The organism is Parendozoicomonas sp. 209JJ7-1 (assembly GCF_058147085.1).
On sequence record NZ_JBYVJU010000012.1, the window covers coordinates 55481 to 69575 of the forward strand.

Consider the following 14095-nt stretch of genomic DNA (forward strand, 5'->3'; position numbering starts at 1 on the left):
GGCCGGGGGGATGTTCGGGATATAGTTTTGCTGTTGGCTGAGGTTTTGCTGTTGGCTGAGAAAAGCTGAATAATTGTTGAACATATTATGGCCGACCTATAATTTGCATCTTTTATTTATTAGACACTGACAACAACGGTCAATCACTGACAACGTGGTTATATATGCAGATGCAGAATGACCTTTCCTTGGCCTGTGATTGTTTTTTGTAAGGTTTTTTTGTAAGGGACCGGGGCGGGGTTTGCGGAGTATTATGGAGATACTGTCGTAATTTAGTGGCTCACCTTTCCCCTCATGGCCTTGATATTTCCCCGCTGGACTTTGTTTTTAAGCCTCTTTTCCTTTGATCTTCTGGTCGGTTTCGTAGGTCGACGCTTTTTTTGTATGACGTTTGCTGAGCGGATCAGCTCTGCCAGTCGTTCCAGGGCGTCCAGACGATTCTTTTCCTGACTGCGAAAGCGTTGGGCCTTGATAATGACAACCCCTTCCTTGCTTATCCGGCTGTCCGACCTGGCCAGTAACCGGGTTTTATAAAAATCCGGCAGGCTGGAACCGGAAATATCAAAACGCAGATGAATAGCGGTGGAAACCTTGTTTACATTTTGGCCGCCAGCTCCCTGGGCCCGAATAGCAGTGATCTCTATCTCATCAAACGGTATGGAGACATTACCGGAAATTCTGAGTCCGGTGTCTTTCAGCATATCTTCATCCCTGATTATCTCTGGTATTAATTGAGTCCAGAGTTTAACTGCTGCGCGAATTCCATCATAGCCTGCCTGTGACGTATTTCGATGTCTTTGGCCAAGTCATTATTGGAGGGCTGTATCGTAACCTGATGTCCATCAATTACATAGAACGCTTTTACTGAACCTGGACTTTTACCCCAGAGGATGTCGGCTACTTGTCTTCCTGCTGTTAACCGCTTAATCAACTTGTCCGGATTGACCGGATATTCAGGATTAAGATCGGCGTATGGGAGGTCCCTCAGTAATGAGGGAGATGTGCCTGTTACCAGAGCAAGGACAGTTGTCATAATATCCAGAACTGGCTGGTTCAGATCGTTTTTAGCAAAAGGTGCCAGCAGAAGCTGGTAATCAATACGGAAATGGGCCAGTCCTGAAGAAGGTTTCTTATCCGCCAGTATGAGATAAATAGCATCTGAATAAGCATTTCTTAAGGCAGCAGGAAGAAGGAAGCTGGGGACAGGTTGCGTGCCAAGACAAATTTTCGTATGGCCTGGTGGGAGCTGTAGAGTAGAAAGAAAATCTTCATTAACCTCATCACTGAGTTTGCATTGATAACCTAAAGGAGAAAAATCTCCTGTCTTCCCATTAATGGCACTTGCGAATAAAAATAATTCATCCTGATAGGATTGAACAAGGCTCACCTGCTCCGGATATCTTTTTTCTATTCCTTTCAGGCAATGGTTGAAACGCCTTAACTCTGCCTGAAACAGGGGGAGATTACTTTCGCTGGCATCATGCTTCATCACCGTTAACCCTCGCATTGAGCGAAAGTGATCTATCCACTGGTCAGGCGGAAGCATAGCTTCGGGAGAAATCAGTATTCTTTTGAATTGGGAAGACCGGGTAGCCAGTGATGTCAGCTGATCATCAGTTTCACAGCCTGCAATACTGGCCACATGCAGGGTAAATTCACTCAGAGCACCCGCCAGAAGATCAATAGTCACAGAATTTTTACTTCCATAAGTTTCCAGACTTTCCATAAATTTCCTGGTCATCTGCCATAGAAGAGCACTTTTCCGTAACTCGAGTGACTGAGCCAGAGTGATATGAGAGGACGGTTGTGTTGCAGAAAGGTGATAATAGAAATCGGGAAATAACAGACGAATCAGAAGAAAATCATTGGCTTTCGTTAGAAAATCAGTGAAAAAGGCTGTTGGCAGGGGAACAGCTTTTTCCAGAATGACTTTTGGTTCCAGAACATACAGGGGTTTTCTTGTTGGTGGAGCGGGTTTTAGCTTGGCGGCTGTAGGGATGGCTGCTACAGGTAACGGCACAGCCCCAAATACTGATGTCTGGCCTCTGGAAGTATTTGGATGACGGGGCGGTTCTGGTGGAAGCCTGCGAGGGGCTTTGGATCCAGTTGCTGGAGGAACCATAAGTTGGGATGCATCTGGCTTTGGCAGGCTTAAGCGCTGTGTTTGAAGCTGTTTTATAACTTCATTCATCAAGGATGTATCAGGAAGTCCATGAAGAACGCTTTTCTTTTCTTGATTCATGGCCAGGATGAACGGAGACGCAAGCACCAGAGTGAGGAGCCAGATAATTCTGTTTCCTCTTAACAGGGCTTTTAACGGAAAAACAAACGGGAAAAGGAAATTCCGGCAATATATAGACATTATCGTAAGCCCCGGAATTCCAGCCATTATTCAGCCCTTCTTCTTTCTCAGGACAGGTTAAAATAGACTGTCACGGAGTATTTGAAAGAAATATCTTTCTGATCCCTGTTATTAATACTGACCACTCTGTTTCTGGGCAGGGGAAATTAATTGAAGGGAGGGAATCTGATTCAAGGCAGGTCGTTTCAATCTGCTGCTCCTGTTTTGGTAAGAAAAGATGGAAAGGGAAGAACATCATGTTAGGAAAAACAGCAGACAAAAGCTTAATCAGCTTTGATACCCATGTTGATACCCATACCCTGTTATCCCGGGAAGCCCGCAAGCTGACCGGTTGCCGTAAGGTTGATGCACTCAGGCTTATAAAAAAAGGCTGGAAAATACCTCCTTTGTCTTTACAGCCTCCCCATGAAGCCCCCAGCCTGAGAACCCGGCGTATTTACCAGCTGTCAGAAACGATGTCATCCAGAGACAGAACCATAGCGGAGCAGGGGCTGGAAGACCTGGTGTTAAATCACCTCAAGGTTTTCTATCTCTCAGGGCAGTATAAAAAAGCCCATGTGCTGGCTCAGGCTCTTAAGCTGATGGCAGATGCTGAACCTGCGCCCCTGTGGAAGAACCTTTTCAGGATGCGCTGTCTGGATGTTGGCAGGGAACTGGGTTGGCTGGGGGTGATGGCCCGTACCGAAATACCTGCCGATGAATTGCTTGCGTCCCTGTTCAGCCTGCTGGGAGGCGTAGAAAACATAAAACACTTCCGTTCCCTGTGGCTGCCAGTAGTACGGAAGATGTTCAAAGCAGGGCTCACCTATCCCCCCGGAATGGAACAGATCTTCAAGCTGCGGTCCGGTGAGATGTATAAAAACCTGACGGCAATCTGCCTGTTTCCCGTGACCTCAGATATGACCAGCGATCAGGCTCGTACCTTTTTCAGGGAATTAATAGCCTGTGCAGGGGAGTGGAGCGATTCGGGGCTGTTGAAGGAAAGTGTTATTACAGACGCGCTGGAAGTTATGGAGGCTGCATATTCCGATGATGAGAGCCGCGCTTTGACCATGGAATTGTATCAGGATGATTTAACCGAACAGCGTATAGCGGAGGGAAGAGGCAGTAGTCGCACATCTCTGGGGACGATATCGCACTTTATTGAACGTAAAAACGGAGCCGCTGCTGCCGGGCTTTTGATTGAGTCTGCCGGGCAACAGCACTTTACCAGTGTTGGAGCTGCCTATCCGGGAGAGTTCAATATACTGTTTCAAAAGGGCGTGAAACTGCTTTTGGAGCAGGCGGATGAGAAGCGACTGGAGCATCTGTGTGAAGAGGTTCTATTTCATTGTCTCCATTGCATGCATCATATGTCACTGCCGAAGATTCTTATGACGATTCGTGCAGCCCGTGGTCAGGAGTGGGCGCATTCCTGTCTGGGGTGGGTGCTGGCAAGGTTAACGCCAGAACATGGAAAACGTCTGGGCGCGCAACAAGCCAGATGGCTGACAGGTCAGAGTCATACCGATGCGAAACTGGACAGCTCCACGCTCCGTCTGCTGGCGGACAGCAGAGCTTATAAAACAACCCTGGCCCGCCCGATGGAGAAGAGCAGGGTTGATCAACAGGCTCGAGAAATTGAAGGTCTTCTTAACGACCTTCTCCGGAACATGGCGATGGGCCATCCAATGCCTCCCCGGGATATTCGGTTGATTAACAGACTTGTGGGTATGGCCTGCCAGCTTCCGGAAGACAAATCTGAAAAAAAAGAATCTGAAAGGCTCAGGATAAAGGCTGAGGAGGATTACATTCTCCAGATGCATCGCAGCAGAACTAAGAAAGCCAGCCCGAAGAAGCCTGTCCCAAAAACACCAGAGCAATTGGTAAAGCAGGTTTCTTCGGATTCCTGTACGACTGGAGAGATGCTCCATGCCTTTTCTGTACAGGCTGAGGGACTCTCCCGGAAAAAAGCCCGGGAGCTTATGTGCCAATGCCTGGAGGCTATGGCAGAGCACAGGGGTAAATTATTCAGCCTGGGGAAAAGGCTGGTGAGAGCTGGTTATCGTCCCGGTCCCCTGGACTTGATTCCGGATGTGCACTTTCCTCCGATTGCCCCTGTGCAGACGAAACACAGGTTGCGCAAGTAAAGAGGATTCGGTATACACCATCAGGTATTTGTGTTCAGGGATGGCTTTATGTCTGCAGGGACGTCTGCCTGGTTTTTGTATCTGATTCGCTGTGCCGACAGCTCCCTTTATTGTGGAATAACTACCGATGTTCCGCGGCGCTTGAAAGAGCATGGGTCCGGTGGACCGAAATCCGCCCGTTACCTGCGGGGACGAGGGCCACTGCAACTGGCGTTTTCTGAAAAGGTTGGGGAGAGATCTACAGCCTTAAAACTGGAATACCGGGTCAAACAGCAGAGCCGGCGCGCCAAGGAAAAGCTGGTGGCCGGTGATATTCTGCTGCCTTCATTGATGGATTATTGATTCAGGGAGCGTTCCAGCTCAGCCACACCCGCCGGTACATCCATCACCGCACCCAGGGACTGCATGCTTGAGCCCAGGGCATGGACGGTACGGAACAGGTGGTGGGAACGGCACTGTTCCCCCATCTGGCCAATACGGACAATATTCGCTCCGAAGGAGCCGGAAATCTCTACCCGGTGCCCTGTAGAAATATACTCCAGCAGCTGCTTGCCAATCACGCCATCCGGGAGATGTATACCAATCACGGAAGGAAGGCGGGCTTCGGGGGGAACAAACAGTTTCAGCCCCATGGCCTCAATGGCATTCTGCAAAGCCCGGGAGCAGGTTGTATGGCGCAGAATACGGTGCTCCAGGGTTTCCTCGCAGATCAGGTGCAGGGCTTCATGGAGGGCCAGCAGTCCGGAAACAGGGGCCGTATAGTGGTAGCCTTTTTCGTTCCAGAACTGCACCGCCAGCCGGGCATCCAGGCACCAGTGGGGCATGGGTTCCGTGCGGGCGGTAATGCGCTCCCAGGCATTGTCAGAAAAGGCAATCAGTGAGACCCCGGGAATGGAAGAGAGGCCTTTCTGTCCGCCGGTAATCACCGCGTCAACGCCCCATTTATCCATTTCCAGGAGCATGGTACTCAGGGTACAAACCGCGTCCACAATCACCAGAGTGCCCTGTTCCCGGGCAATATGACAGATTTCTTCCAGCTCACGGTTCCAGACAGTATTGGAGGTTTCCCCCTGAACTAACGTCAACACATCATAGTGTTGGGTTTTCAGGGCCGTTTCCACGGCAGAGGGGTCGACAGAGTGGCCGTCTTCCACAGGAATGCGGGTGACATCCCCGCCCACTCGTTCTGCCATTTCCGCCAGACGTCCGCTGAAGAAACCGTTCTCCACGCTTAATACCCGGGTACCGGGCCACACCAGATTGGTGATCGCCATCTCCATGGCGGCAGAACCGGGACCGGCCACACCCATAAGATGCTGGCTGCTGGTCTGGAACACATAGCGGGCCATGCTCTTTACCTGTTCCAGCACCTTGCCCATGGTGGGGCCAAGATGGTTGATCACCACGGAGTTGGCCGCCGCCACCCGTGCCGGAACGGGAACCGGGCCGGCTCCCATCAGCAACAGGGGTTCATCGGGCAGAATGCGGTCAAGGCTGGTGACAGTGGGAACAGCTACAGAGGTCATGATTGTCCGGTGCTTGTGATTGTTCTGAGATGTCGAGCATTGTTTCCAGGGATCATACCTTTTCTCTGGGGGGATGGGCCAGCGGCTTAGGGTTTTATAACGTTTTTGCGGCGTTTTGGGGTCCAGGCCCAGGTCATTTCCACTTTGATGGGTTCATTGCCACTGCCATCGGTCACTGTGCAGGGGACAACCACTTCCCCTTTTTCTGTATTACGGATCTGTTCAATCTGCTCGGGAGTCAAATGGGCTTTGGCGGTGATATCGCCTGAGGAGCGTTTTACAAATTCTACATGCATGGTCTTGATTACCGGCAACCGGGTATCCGGCACATTCATGGCAACGATATAGCCGGTGGCGGATTCCGCGCTCAGGGCCATGGCGCAGGCATGGACACTGCCAATATGGTTGCGGTTGCGCTTCAGGTTGCGCATCTTGATCTGGCTTTCACGGTTGGTGAGCTTCTCAATACGCATTTTTGTGGTTCCGGTCAGGCGGACCGCTCGCCCGATAAAAAAGCTGAGCAGAGGGCTGCGCAGGTTTTCCGGGACGCGGTTGCAGAGGTTGATAAGGCGACTCATGCGGTTGGCCATCGGGACTCCTTATGATTGTTATAGGCGGCGTTGGCAGAGTAGCGGGGATGTGGAATATGGGCAACCGTTACAGAGGAGCGATGGAGCTGTCAGATGGGTCAATAACGGACTTTGCCGATGCTCTTTGACTGTTCGCTGGTGGTGTTTTTGGTAAGGGGTGTTGAGGTGTTTTACGAAGCCCGGGTCTGGTTCAATTTGCGGGGGAATGCGTCGATAGGCCTATAGGGCCTGTTGAGATTCGGGCTTGGCCAGGGAGGGGGTTCGATGTTTCGGTTTTTTATACTGCTGTTTATTATTGCGCAAATCACGGTGCTCAGGGCACAACCCCGCAGCATGGATGATATCCGTGATCGGGCGCTGAATATGGCCATGTCCTGTGTCGTGACAGAGCAGCCCCATGAGTGGATGCCGGCGGACAGGTTTACCGGCCCGAAGGATGCCCACCCCGGCTTTTACGGCTGTTTTGACTGGCATTCCTCAGTACACAGTCACTGGCTGATGGTCAGGGTGCTGCGGCTGTGGCCGGATCATCCCCGCCGTAATGAGATGATTCACTTGCTTGATCGCCATCTGAGCGAAGAACTTATCGCTCGGGAAGTTGAGACATTCCGCACCTGGTATCGACATGGTCGGGTAGAGCTGCCTTACGGCCTGGCATGGTTGCTGACCCTGACAGCTGAGTTAAAACTGCTATCGGATGAGAAGGGGCAGCGCTGGTATAAGGCTCTCCGCCCCCTTGAACAGTACGCATCCGACAGCCTGTTAAAATGGATTCAAGAGCTGAAGGAACCCGATACTCAAGGGTTCCACTACTCCACAGCTTTTTCCCTGGCCTTGATGTTGGACTGGAGCCGGATATCTGGTGATGTAAAAACAGAGAATTTATTGAAGAAAGAGGCTGTCAGGCTATTCGGCGAACAGAGTGACTGTCGGGTGGGCTGGAAGCATACGGAGTTCTCCTTTCTTTCCCCCTGCCTGGTGATGGCGGATATGATGCGCCGGGTGTTATCCGGTCAGGAATACTCCCATTGGTTGAACAGCTTTATGCCCCGGATTCCTTTTGATCCGCAAACGGAGTGGTTGCCGATTGTCCCTCCCCGTGATGTCCACCATTACGGTATTGCCCTGAGCCGCGCCTGGATGTTGCTGGGGGTGGCCAATGCCCTGCCGGATTCAGACCGGCGGCTATCGGCTTTATGGGTGGCATCGGATCACCATACCAAGGCCGGAATCGATATGTTCTATGAAGAAATGAATTATGAAATGAGCCACTGGCTGGGGACTTATATGATTACCCTTTTAACCACGCAGCTGTTTTCTGACAATTAAGCAGAAATCTGCTTGCTGGTGGCTAGGCGACTGTCCAGGTACTTATATCCTGCTTTAATTTAGCTGAGCTGTTTTTGTCTTGTTGTTTTTACTAACTCCCGTGTTAATGAACCTTTCAGGAGAGGTGTGTCTATATGCAGGGTCTTATTGTGGCTCTTAAAGTATTCTTTAGCATTATGAGGTTAGTGAAAATGAAACTTATAAAACAAGCTGTTTTTGGATTGTCAATGCTGGTTCTGGCAAGTCAGTCATTCGCAGAATCACCTGCGGGATGTACTCCATTGCCTGGTAATGAAGCAAATGCAAACATAACCGATCCTATGTATTTTGTAATTAAATGTAGAACAGTAGACGGAATAAACCGTGCCGTTGGGGACTCTTTGACTCATGGTTGGGTACCGGCTAATGGTGTAATTGTTTCCAGTTTTGAAACCCCTTATTTCGTCCAGACTTTGGTAAAAAATCTGGATAACGATTTCTCTTATCGTAGAGAAAAATAAGTACAGGCCCTGGCTTGAAAAATACTGGCATGACCTTTAGGACGTCCGGCTTTTTGCCGGACGTTTTTCATATGAGCACTGGTTCTCAAGATCGGCAATAGATCTATTATATGACCTTGAAATACACGTAATTGTCATTAAAGGTCAATGATTGAGCGTTACTTCTATTCAAGGATGGAGCGGCAGTTCTGCTGCTTCGTACCAATACAAGAACAATAACCCTGGACGGATAGCAATAATGTTCAATTATAAGTTTCACACCTTTACCTGTGCCTCTTTGTTTTTAGGGGCTTTGCTGGCTGGCCCAGCCCAGGCTGCTAATGCCCCGGATCAGAACCCTAATCCCATGCCGGATGTTCCGGAAACGGTCGGCAGTTGCCCGGACTATCGTGGTGTATTGAATCTGTCGTCGTTTAATGGCCCGGACCAGAAACGCTTCCGTCGTTGGCAGAGCCGTTACTGGAGCCGTCATCATTCTCCTTACCATATGGTGCATGATGAGATCGTGAATCCAGGGCAATCTGTAACCGTTACCGGTAAGTTTGATTACAGCCGCACCTTTCATAAAGACCTGGAGCATGAGGATGTGCACGCCTATCTGACCGGCACAGGTATGGATAACTGGCAGTACCTTGGCAAGTTCCGCACTGATTCTGATGGTAAAGTCTATGTGCCGGTATCTGGCAAGCCTGCGGGTGAATATATTGTCCGGATGGTGGTGGAAGGGGATCTGACCCAGGCAGATGGTTTTGTTTCCGTTGTGCCAAAAGGCCAGCAAACGGTTCTGTTTGATATAGACGGCACTTTGACCCTGAATGACTTTGAGCAGGTGGGCGATTATCTAGGGGTGTCTACGGCTCAGGCCTACTGGTTTGCGAAAGAGACGGTGCAGGCTTATCTGGACAAAGGCTACCGGGTGATTTTTGTAACTGGTCGTCCTTACTGGATTGCCAGGGACAGTCGGGAATGGTTTATCGACAGTATTGACCTGCCCCAGTGGCATCTGCGCACTAATGGCGACGGCGGCAGCCCTCTTTCCTATGAAACGGAAAAGCATAAGGTTGAGTATCTGAGTGGTTTGATTCAGGACAAAGGCCTGAATATTGTTCAAGCCTACGGTAATGCCACAACAGATATTACCGCTTACGCAGATGCGGGTATTGCCAAGAATAATACCTGGATTATCGGGCCCAATGCCGGACAGCAGGGTACTCGTTCTATTGAAGGTGATTATCGGAACCACTATTTTAATGTGGTGGTTAATGCACCGGAATCTGCCTGCAGAAGTCATTAACCAAAAGAAGCTATTAACCAAAAGAAGCCGGGCAGTCATGTTGCCTGGCTTCTTTGATTCAGGAAACTCATTAATCTGTTGGCAGTCAGGGTGACAGACTGGCCAGTCGTTTCTGTTATTTCATGGGGGGGGCGGGCACATAAAAATGAACCTGGCCCCATGACTCTTCTCTTTCTTTTGTCTGCCTCAGAATGAAGCCGTAACAGTATAAAACCGGATGCCACAGATACCATCAGTCGGTTCAGCCTTGCCCCTTATCAGTCGGGCATACCCCTTTTCACCCCAGCCAGCGCTCCAGGAGTTCTTGATGATCCAGTAAGGGAGGCCGGTGCTCTGGTCTGTATCATAACCAACGACCAGAACCGTATGATTGAGGGCGGACGGTTCTGCAGAGCAGTGGTGTTGAATAATACCGGACTGATATTCCTGTAGCATGAGGCCATTTATCGTAACGGCTACGGGCCCTTTTGACACAGTTGCCATTAACTGTTCATCCGTCAGATGCCAGGCCTCATTAATAGACTTTACAGCGCTACCCGGCACTGGCTTGCAATTGCTGCTTTGGCAAGGGGGGGTAGCAGCGGCATAACTATAGTCCTTTTCAGAACACAGTCCTGTTCTTTGGGACCAGTGCAGGGCCGTGTATGGATCGCCTCCACTACATGTGAATCCGTCGCAGGATAACAGCATCTGCTCGGAGAAACTCACGAGTTTCCCATAGTGAATGGCAAAAGCGCCTTCCAGCACCCCTGTTGCGGCAAAAGCCCAGCAGGCTCCACACTGGCCCTGATCTTTTACCGGCGTCACCATACCTTGCTCAACCCAGTTAACGCGCGCCGGCAGGGTTTCTGTGCTCACCGATAGTGGTAAATGCTTAGCCCCCTCCGGGAAAGTGGGCATACCAGCGACAGACGGGCGCTGGAGTTTGAGTCCAAGTCGTTTTTTAAACTCTTCTTCCGTCAAAGTGGAAAAAGGGCCATCGCCAAACACTGCTCCAGTCTGAGCGCTGAGCTGGACGGAGCGGTCTGTGTTGTGGGCGTATGTGAGTAAACGGTCATAATAATTCTGGGTGTCGGGGAGAGGGCCATATTTTGTCAGCCAGTGGTCAAATTTTGAGATGTAAACTGTTGGTGAATACAGCCAGTGAACCCCGCTGTTTTCCAGGGTGTGCCGGGCTTTTGTATAATCGACAGGCTCATGGGCGACTGCGCTGCTTCCAGGGGGAAAACATAGACAGAGGACTGTCAGCACTGCAGCGGAAGAAGAGACACGAAAGACTTTCAGAAACGATGGGTAGACGTTGAATTTCATTTTGCAGTTACCGGTTTTGCAGAGATGCCTGTCGGGTCAAATCCAATCTGTGAATGCTTCCTTCCACATTTTCTTCCACGCTTCTGGGTATCTATTGGTATTGATATTGGTATGCGTATGCAGCACATTCTGTCCTGATCCTGACAGTGTCGTATAGTATTGTGGCATATTGATTTGTCGTCCAGGTCTGGCTGCCTTTTCTCAATCGACCCATGACCTTTTGAAAAGCTGGCTGATAAACCCCCGCAAAACGGCCGTTCAATAAAAAAAGCCGGACAGCCATGCTGTCCGGCTTTTTACAAAAAGCACTTTTACAAAAAGCGCTACGGATTAGCCGGCTTTAGCGATAATCGCGTCAGCAGCCTTCTGGTAGCTCTCAACTTTGTCAAAGTTCAGGTAGCGGTAAACGTCACCGGACATGCTGTCCAGGTTCTGGGCATATTCCATGTACTCGGAGGCAGTCGGGATCTTGCCCAGGATAGCGCCAACAGCGGCCAGCTCTGCGGAGCAGAGGTAAACGTTGGCCCCATCACCCAGACGGTTGGGGAAGTTACGGGTGGAGGTGGACAGTACAGTCGCGCCTGCGTTCACCCGTGCCTGGTTACCCATGCACAGGGAGCAGCCAGGAACTTCGGTACGCACACCGGCCTTGCCGTAGATGTTGTAGAAGCCTTCTTCCATCAGCTGGTCTTTGTCCATCTTGGTGGGAGGACTCATCCAGAAACGGGTCTTTAGCGGTTCTTTGTTCTGCTCCAGCAGACGACCGGCGGCACGGAAGTGACCGATGTTGGTCATACAGGAACCCAGGAACACTTCATCAACCTTGTCACCGGCCACGTCGGACAGGGTACGGGCGTCGTCAGGATCGTTCGGGGCACACAGGATGGGCTCTTTGATCTCAGCCAGATCAATCTCGATGATTTCAGCGTACTCGGCATCCGGGTCAGCACGCAGCTGCTGGGGGTTAGCCAGCCACTCTTCCATCTTCTGGGCACGACGTTCCAGAGTCCGGGGATCACCGTAACCTTCACTGATCATCCAGCGCAGCATGGTCACGTTGGAGGTCAGGTATTCGGCGACAGACTCATCAGACAGGGTGATGGTACAACCAGCTGCGGAACGTTCGGCTGAAGCATCGGAGAGTTCAAAGGCCTGTTCGGCTGTCAGGCTTTCCAGACCTTCGATTTCCAGTACACGACCGGAGAACGCATTCTTCTTGCCAGCTTTTTCAACGGTCAGCAGGCCCTGCTTGATACCGTACAGGGGAATGGCATGAACCAGGTCACGCAGGGTGATACCGGGCTGCATTTCGCCTTTAAAGCGCACCAGGATGGACTCTGGCATATCCAGTGGCATAACGCCGGTTGCAGCAGCAAAAGCGACCAGACCAGAACCCGCCGGGAAGGAAATACCCAGGGGGAAACGGGTGTGGGAGTCACCACCGGTACCCACGGTATCAGGCAGCAGCATACGGTTCAGCCAGCTGTGGATAATGCCGTCGCCGGGGCGCAGGGCTACACCGCCACGGTTCATGATGAAGTCCGGCAGGGTGTGCTGCATTTCCACGTCAACAGGCTTGGGGTAAGCCGCTGTGTGACAGAAGGACTGCATCACCAGATCGGCAGAGAAACCCAGACAGGCCAGGTCTTTCAGCTCGTCACGGGTCATCGGGCCAGTGGTGTCCTGGGAACCAACGGTGGTCATCTTGGGTTCGCAGTACTGACCGGCACGTACGCCGTCAACGCCACAGGCCTTACCAACCATTTTCTGGGCCAGGGTGTAACCCTTGCCGGAATCGTTGGGAGCCACCGGACGACGGAAGACGTCAGTGGCGGGCAAATCCAGAGACTCACGGGCTTTCTCGGTAAGACCACGACCGATGATCAGGTTGATACGGCCACCGGCCTGGACTTCGTCGAGGATTACGTCGGACTTGTAGCTGAACTCGGAGATGGTTTCACCGGCTTCGTTCAGCACCTTGCCTTCATAAGGACGGATGTCGATGACATCGCCCATGTTCATCTTGTCAACGGGGGCTTCGAAAACCAGAGCGCCGGCATCTTCCATGGTATTGAAGAAGATAGGAGCAACCTTGCCACCGATGCAGACACCGCCGGAGCGCTTGTTGGGTACCCCGGGCATATCGTCGCCGAAGAACCACAGCACAGAGTTAGTGGCGGACTTACGGGAAGAGCCGGTACCGACAACGTCTCCGACAAAGGCAACGGGCAGACCCTTGGCCTTGATCTCTTCGATCTGGCTCATGGGGCCGACTTCACCGTGAACTTCGGGAGTCAGGCCGTCGCGGGTCATCTTGTAGGCGGCGCGGGCGTGCAGGGGAATGTCCGGACGGGACCAGGCATCGGGAGCCGGAGACAGGTCGTCGGTGTTGGTTTCACCAGTGACCTTGAAGACGGTCATCTTGATGCTGTCGGCCACCTTGTTACGCTTGGTGAACCACTCGGCGTCGGCCCAGGATTGGATAACAGCCTTGGCATTGGCATTGCCGGCTTTGGCCTTCTCTTCCACATCGTGGAAGGCATCAAACATCAGCAGGGTGCCTTTCAGCTCGGCAGCAGCCAGTTCGCTCAGCTTGCTGTCGTCCAGCAGCTCAACCAGGGTAGAAATGTTGTAACCACCGTGCATATTGCCCAGCAGTTGAACGGCTTTCTCGGTGTTGACCAGGGAAGAGGTAGCTTCGCCGGATACGATGGCGGCCAGGAAACCGGCTTTTACGTAGGCCGCTTCATCAACACCGGGGGGGATACGGTTTTCCAGCAGATCGAGGATGTACTCTTCTTCGCCGGCGGGAGAGTTCTTCAAAAGTTCAACCAGCCCGGTGACCTGCTCGGCACTCAGGGGTTTGGGCGGCACTCCTTCGGCCGCACGCTCTTCAACGTGTTTACGATACGCTTCTAGCACTTTCTATTCCCTCATCAAATGACCTGCGGACGGGACTGCCTGGCTTGGGAGGGCGCTGCAATGACTATCCGGGTCGTGACAATGATCCGGTCTGCTGCCCTCGGTGGAAACGATGAGTTTGTCTGGCAATCC

The 14095-nt window shown here is 51.6% G+C and carries 11 protein-coding genes; 5 read left to right on the top strand and 6 right to left on the bottom strand.

Annotated features, from left to right (window positions below; genetic code table 11):
• Positions 1-272: 272 nt before the first annotated feature.
• Positions 273-701, bottom strand: coding sequence for an alternative ribosome rescue aminoacyl-tRNA hydrolase ArfB (gene arfB, locus ACY2RQ_RS13045; protein WP_490113424.1), 429 nt, complete (start codon positions 699-701; stop codon positions 273-275).
• A 26-nt stretch (positions 702-727) separates the two neighbouring features.
• Positions 728-1726, bottom strand: a complete 999-nt coding sequence (locus ACY2RQ_RS13050; RefSeq protein WP_490113425.1) for a hypothetical protein — start codon at positions 1724-1726, stop codon at positions 728-730.
• 872 nt (positions 1727-2598) lie between these two features.
• Here ACY2RQ_RS13050 and ACY2RQ_RS13055 point away from each other — a divergent pair.
• Both ACY2RQ_RS13055 and ACY2RQ_RS13060 read left to right on the top strand, forming a co-directional pair.
• Positions 2599-4491, top strand: a complete 1893-nt coding sequence (locus ACY2RQ_RS13055; protein ID WP_490113426.1) for a hypothetical protein — start codon at positions 2599-2601, stop codon at positions 4489-4491.
• Between the two features lie 48 nt (positions 4492-4539).
• Complete coding sequence (locus ACY2RQ_RS13060) at positions 4540-4833, top strand: GIY-YIG nuclease family protein (RefSeq protein WP_490113427.1); 294 nt, start codon at positions 4540-4542, stop codon at positions 4831-4833.
• Here the strand turns inward: ACY2RQ_RS13060 and ACY2RQ_RS13065 are convergent.
• Together ACY2RQ_RS13065 and ACY2RQ_RS13070 are read right to left on the bottom strand one after the other, a co-directional pair.
• The gene (locus ACY2RQ_RS13065) at positions 4827-6017 is read right to left on the bottom strand and encodes a pyridoxal-phosphate-dependent aminotransferase family protein (RefSeq protein WP_490113428.1); all 1191 of its coding nucleotides are present in this window, start codon (positions 6015-6017) and stop codon (positions 4827-4829) included. The two genes, ACY2RQ_RS13060 and ACY2RQ_RS13065, sit on opposite strands and share 7 nt — an antisense overlap.
• Before the next feature lie 86 nt (positions 6018-6103).
• Entirely contained in the window at positions 6104-6607 is a 504-nt protein-coding gene (locus ACY2RQ_RS13070) for a DUF4442 domain-containing protein (RefSeq protein ID WP_490113429.1), read from the bottom strand.
• A 264-nt stretch (positions 6608-6871) separates the two neighbouring features.
• On the opposite strand from ACY2RQ_RS13070, the gene ACY2RQ_RS13075 reads away from it, so the two are divergent.
• The 3 genes from ACY2RQ_RS13075 to ACY2RQ_RS13085 all read left to right on the top strand — a co-directional run bounded on the left by ACY2RQ_RS13075 (position 6872) and on the right by ACY2RQ_RS13085 (position 9730).
• Positions 6872-7936 carry a DUF2891 family protein gene (locus ACY2RQ_RS13075; RefSeq protein ID WP_490113430.1) on the top strand — a complete coding sequence of 355 codons (1065 nt, stop codon included), beginning with the start codon at positions 6872-6874 and terminating at the stop codon, positions 7934-7936.
• A gap of 134 nt (positions 7937-8070) precedes the next feature.
• Positions 8071-8436: a hypothetical protein gene (locus ACY2RQ_RS13080; protein ID WP_490113431.1), complete on the top strand. Its 366-nt coding sequence runs from the start codon at positions 8071-8073 to the stop codon at positions 8434-8436.
• Between the two features lie 238 nt (positions 8437-8674).
• Positions 8675-9730: a lipin/Ned1/Smp2 family protein gene (locus ACY2RQ_RS13085; protein ID WP_490113432.1), complete on the top strand. Its 1056-nt coding sequence runs from the start codon at positions 8675-8677 to the stop codon at positions 9728-9730.
• Between the two features lie 186 nt (positions 9731-9916).
• On the opposite strand, the gene ACY2RQ_RS13090 is transcribed toward ACY2RQ_RS13085, so the two are convergent.
• Both ACY2RQ_RS13090 and ACY2RQ_RS13095 read right to left on the bottom strand, forming a co-directional pair.
• The gene (locus ACY2RQ_RS13090; protein ID WP_490113433.1) at positions 9917-11041 is read right to left on the bottom strand and encodes a C1 family peptidase; all 1125 of its coding nucleotides are present in this window, start codon (positions 11039-11041) and stop codon (positions 9917-9919) included.
• Positions 11042-11371: 330 nt separating this feature from the next.
• A complete protein-coding gene (locus tag ACY2RQ_RS13095) occupies positions 11372-13963 on the bottom strand; it encodes a bifunctional aconitate hydratase 2/2-methylisocitrate dehydratase (RefSeq protein WP_490113434.1) in 2592 nt (863 codons plus the stop codon).
• Positions 13964-14095 lie beyond the last annotated feature (132 nt).

Coding starts and splice junctions, on each gene's coding strand:
- ACY2RQ_RS13085 (WP_490113432.1), top strand. CDS start 8,675: ATGTTCAATTATAAGTTTCACACCTTTACCTGTGCCTCTTTGTTTTTA.
- ACY2RQ_RS13050 (WP_490113425.1), bottom strand. CDS start 1,726: ATGGAAAGTCTGGAAACTTATGGAAGTAAAAATTCTGTGACTATTGAT.
- ACY2RQ_RS13055 (WP_490113426.1), top strand. CDS start 2,599: ATGTTAGGAAAAACAGCAGACAAAAGCTTAATCAGCTTTGATACCCAT.
- ACY2RQ_RS13090 (WP_490113433.1), bottom strand. CDS start 11,041: ATGAAATTCAACGTCTACCCATCGTTTCTGAAAGTCTTTCGTGTCTCT.
- ACY2RQ_RS13080 (WP_490113431.1), top strand. CDS start 8,071: ATGCAGGGTCTTATTGTGGCTCTTAAAGTATTCTTTAGCATTATGAGG.
- ACY2RQ_RS13070 (WP_490113429.1), bottom strand. CDS start 6,607: ATGGCCAACCGCATGAGTCGCCTTATCAACCTCTGCAACCGCGTCCCG.
- ACY2RQ_RS13075 (WP_490113430.1), top strand. CDS start 6,872: ATGTTTCGGTTTTTTATACTGCTGTTTATTATTGCGCAAATCACGGTG.
- arfB (WP_490113424.1), bottom strand. CDS start 701: ATGCTGAAAGACACCGGACTCAGAATTTCCGGTAATGTCTCCATACCG.
- ACY2RQ_RS13065 (WP_490113428.1), bottom strand. CDS start 6,017: ATGACCTCTGTAGCTGTTCCCACTGTCACCAGCCTTGACCGCATTCTG.
- ACY2RQ_RS13060 (WP_490113427.1), top strand. CDS start 4,540: ATGTCTGCAGGGACGTCTGCCTGGTTTTTGTATCTGATTCGCTGTGCC.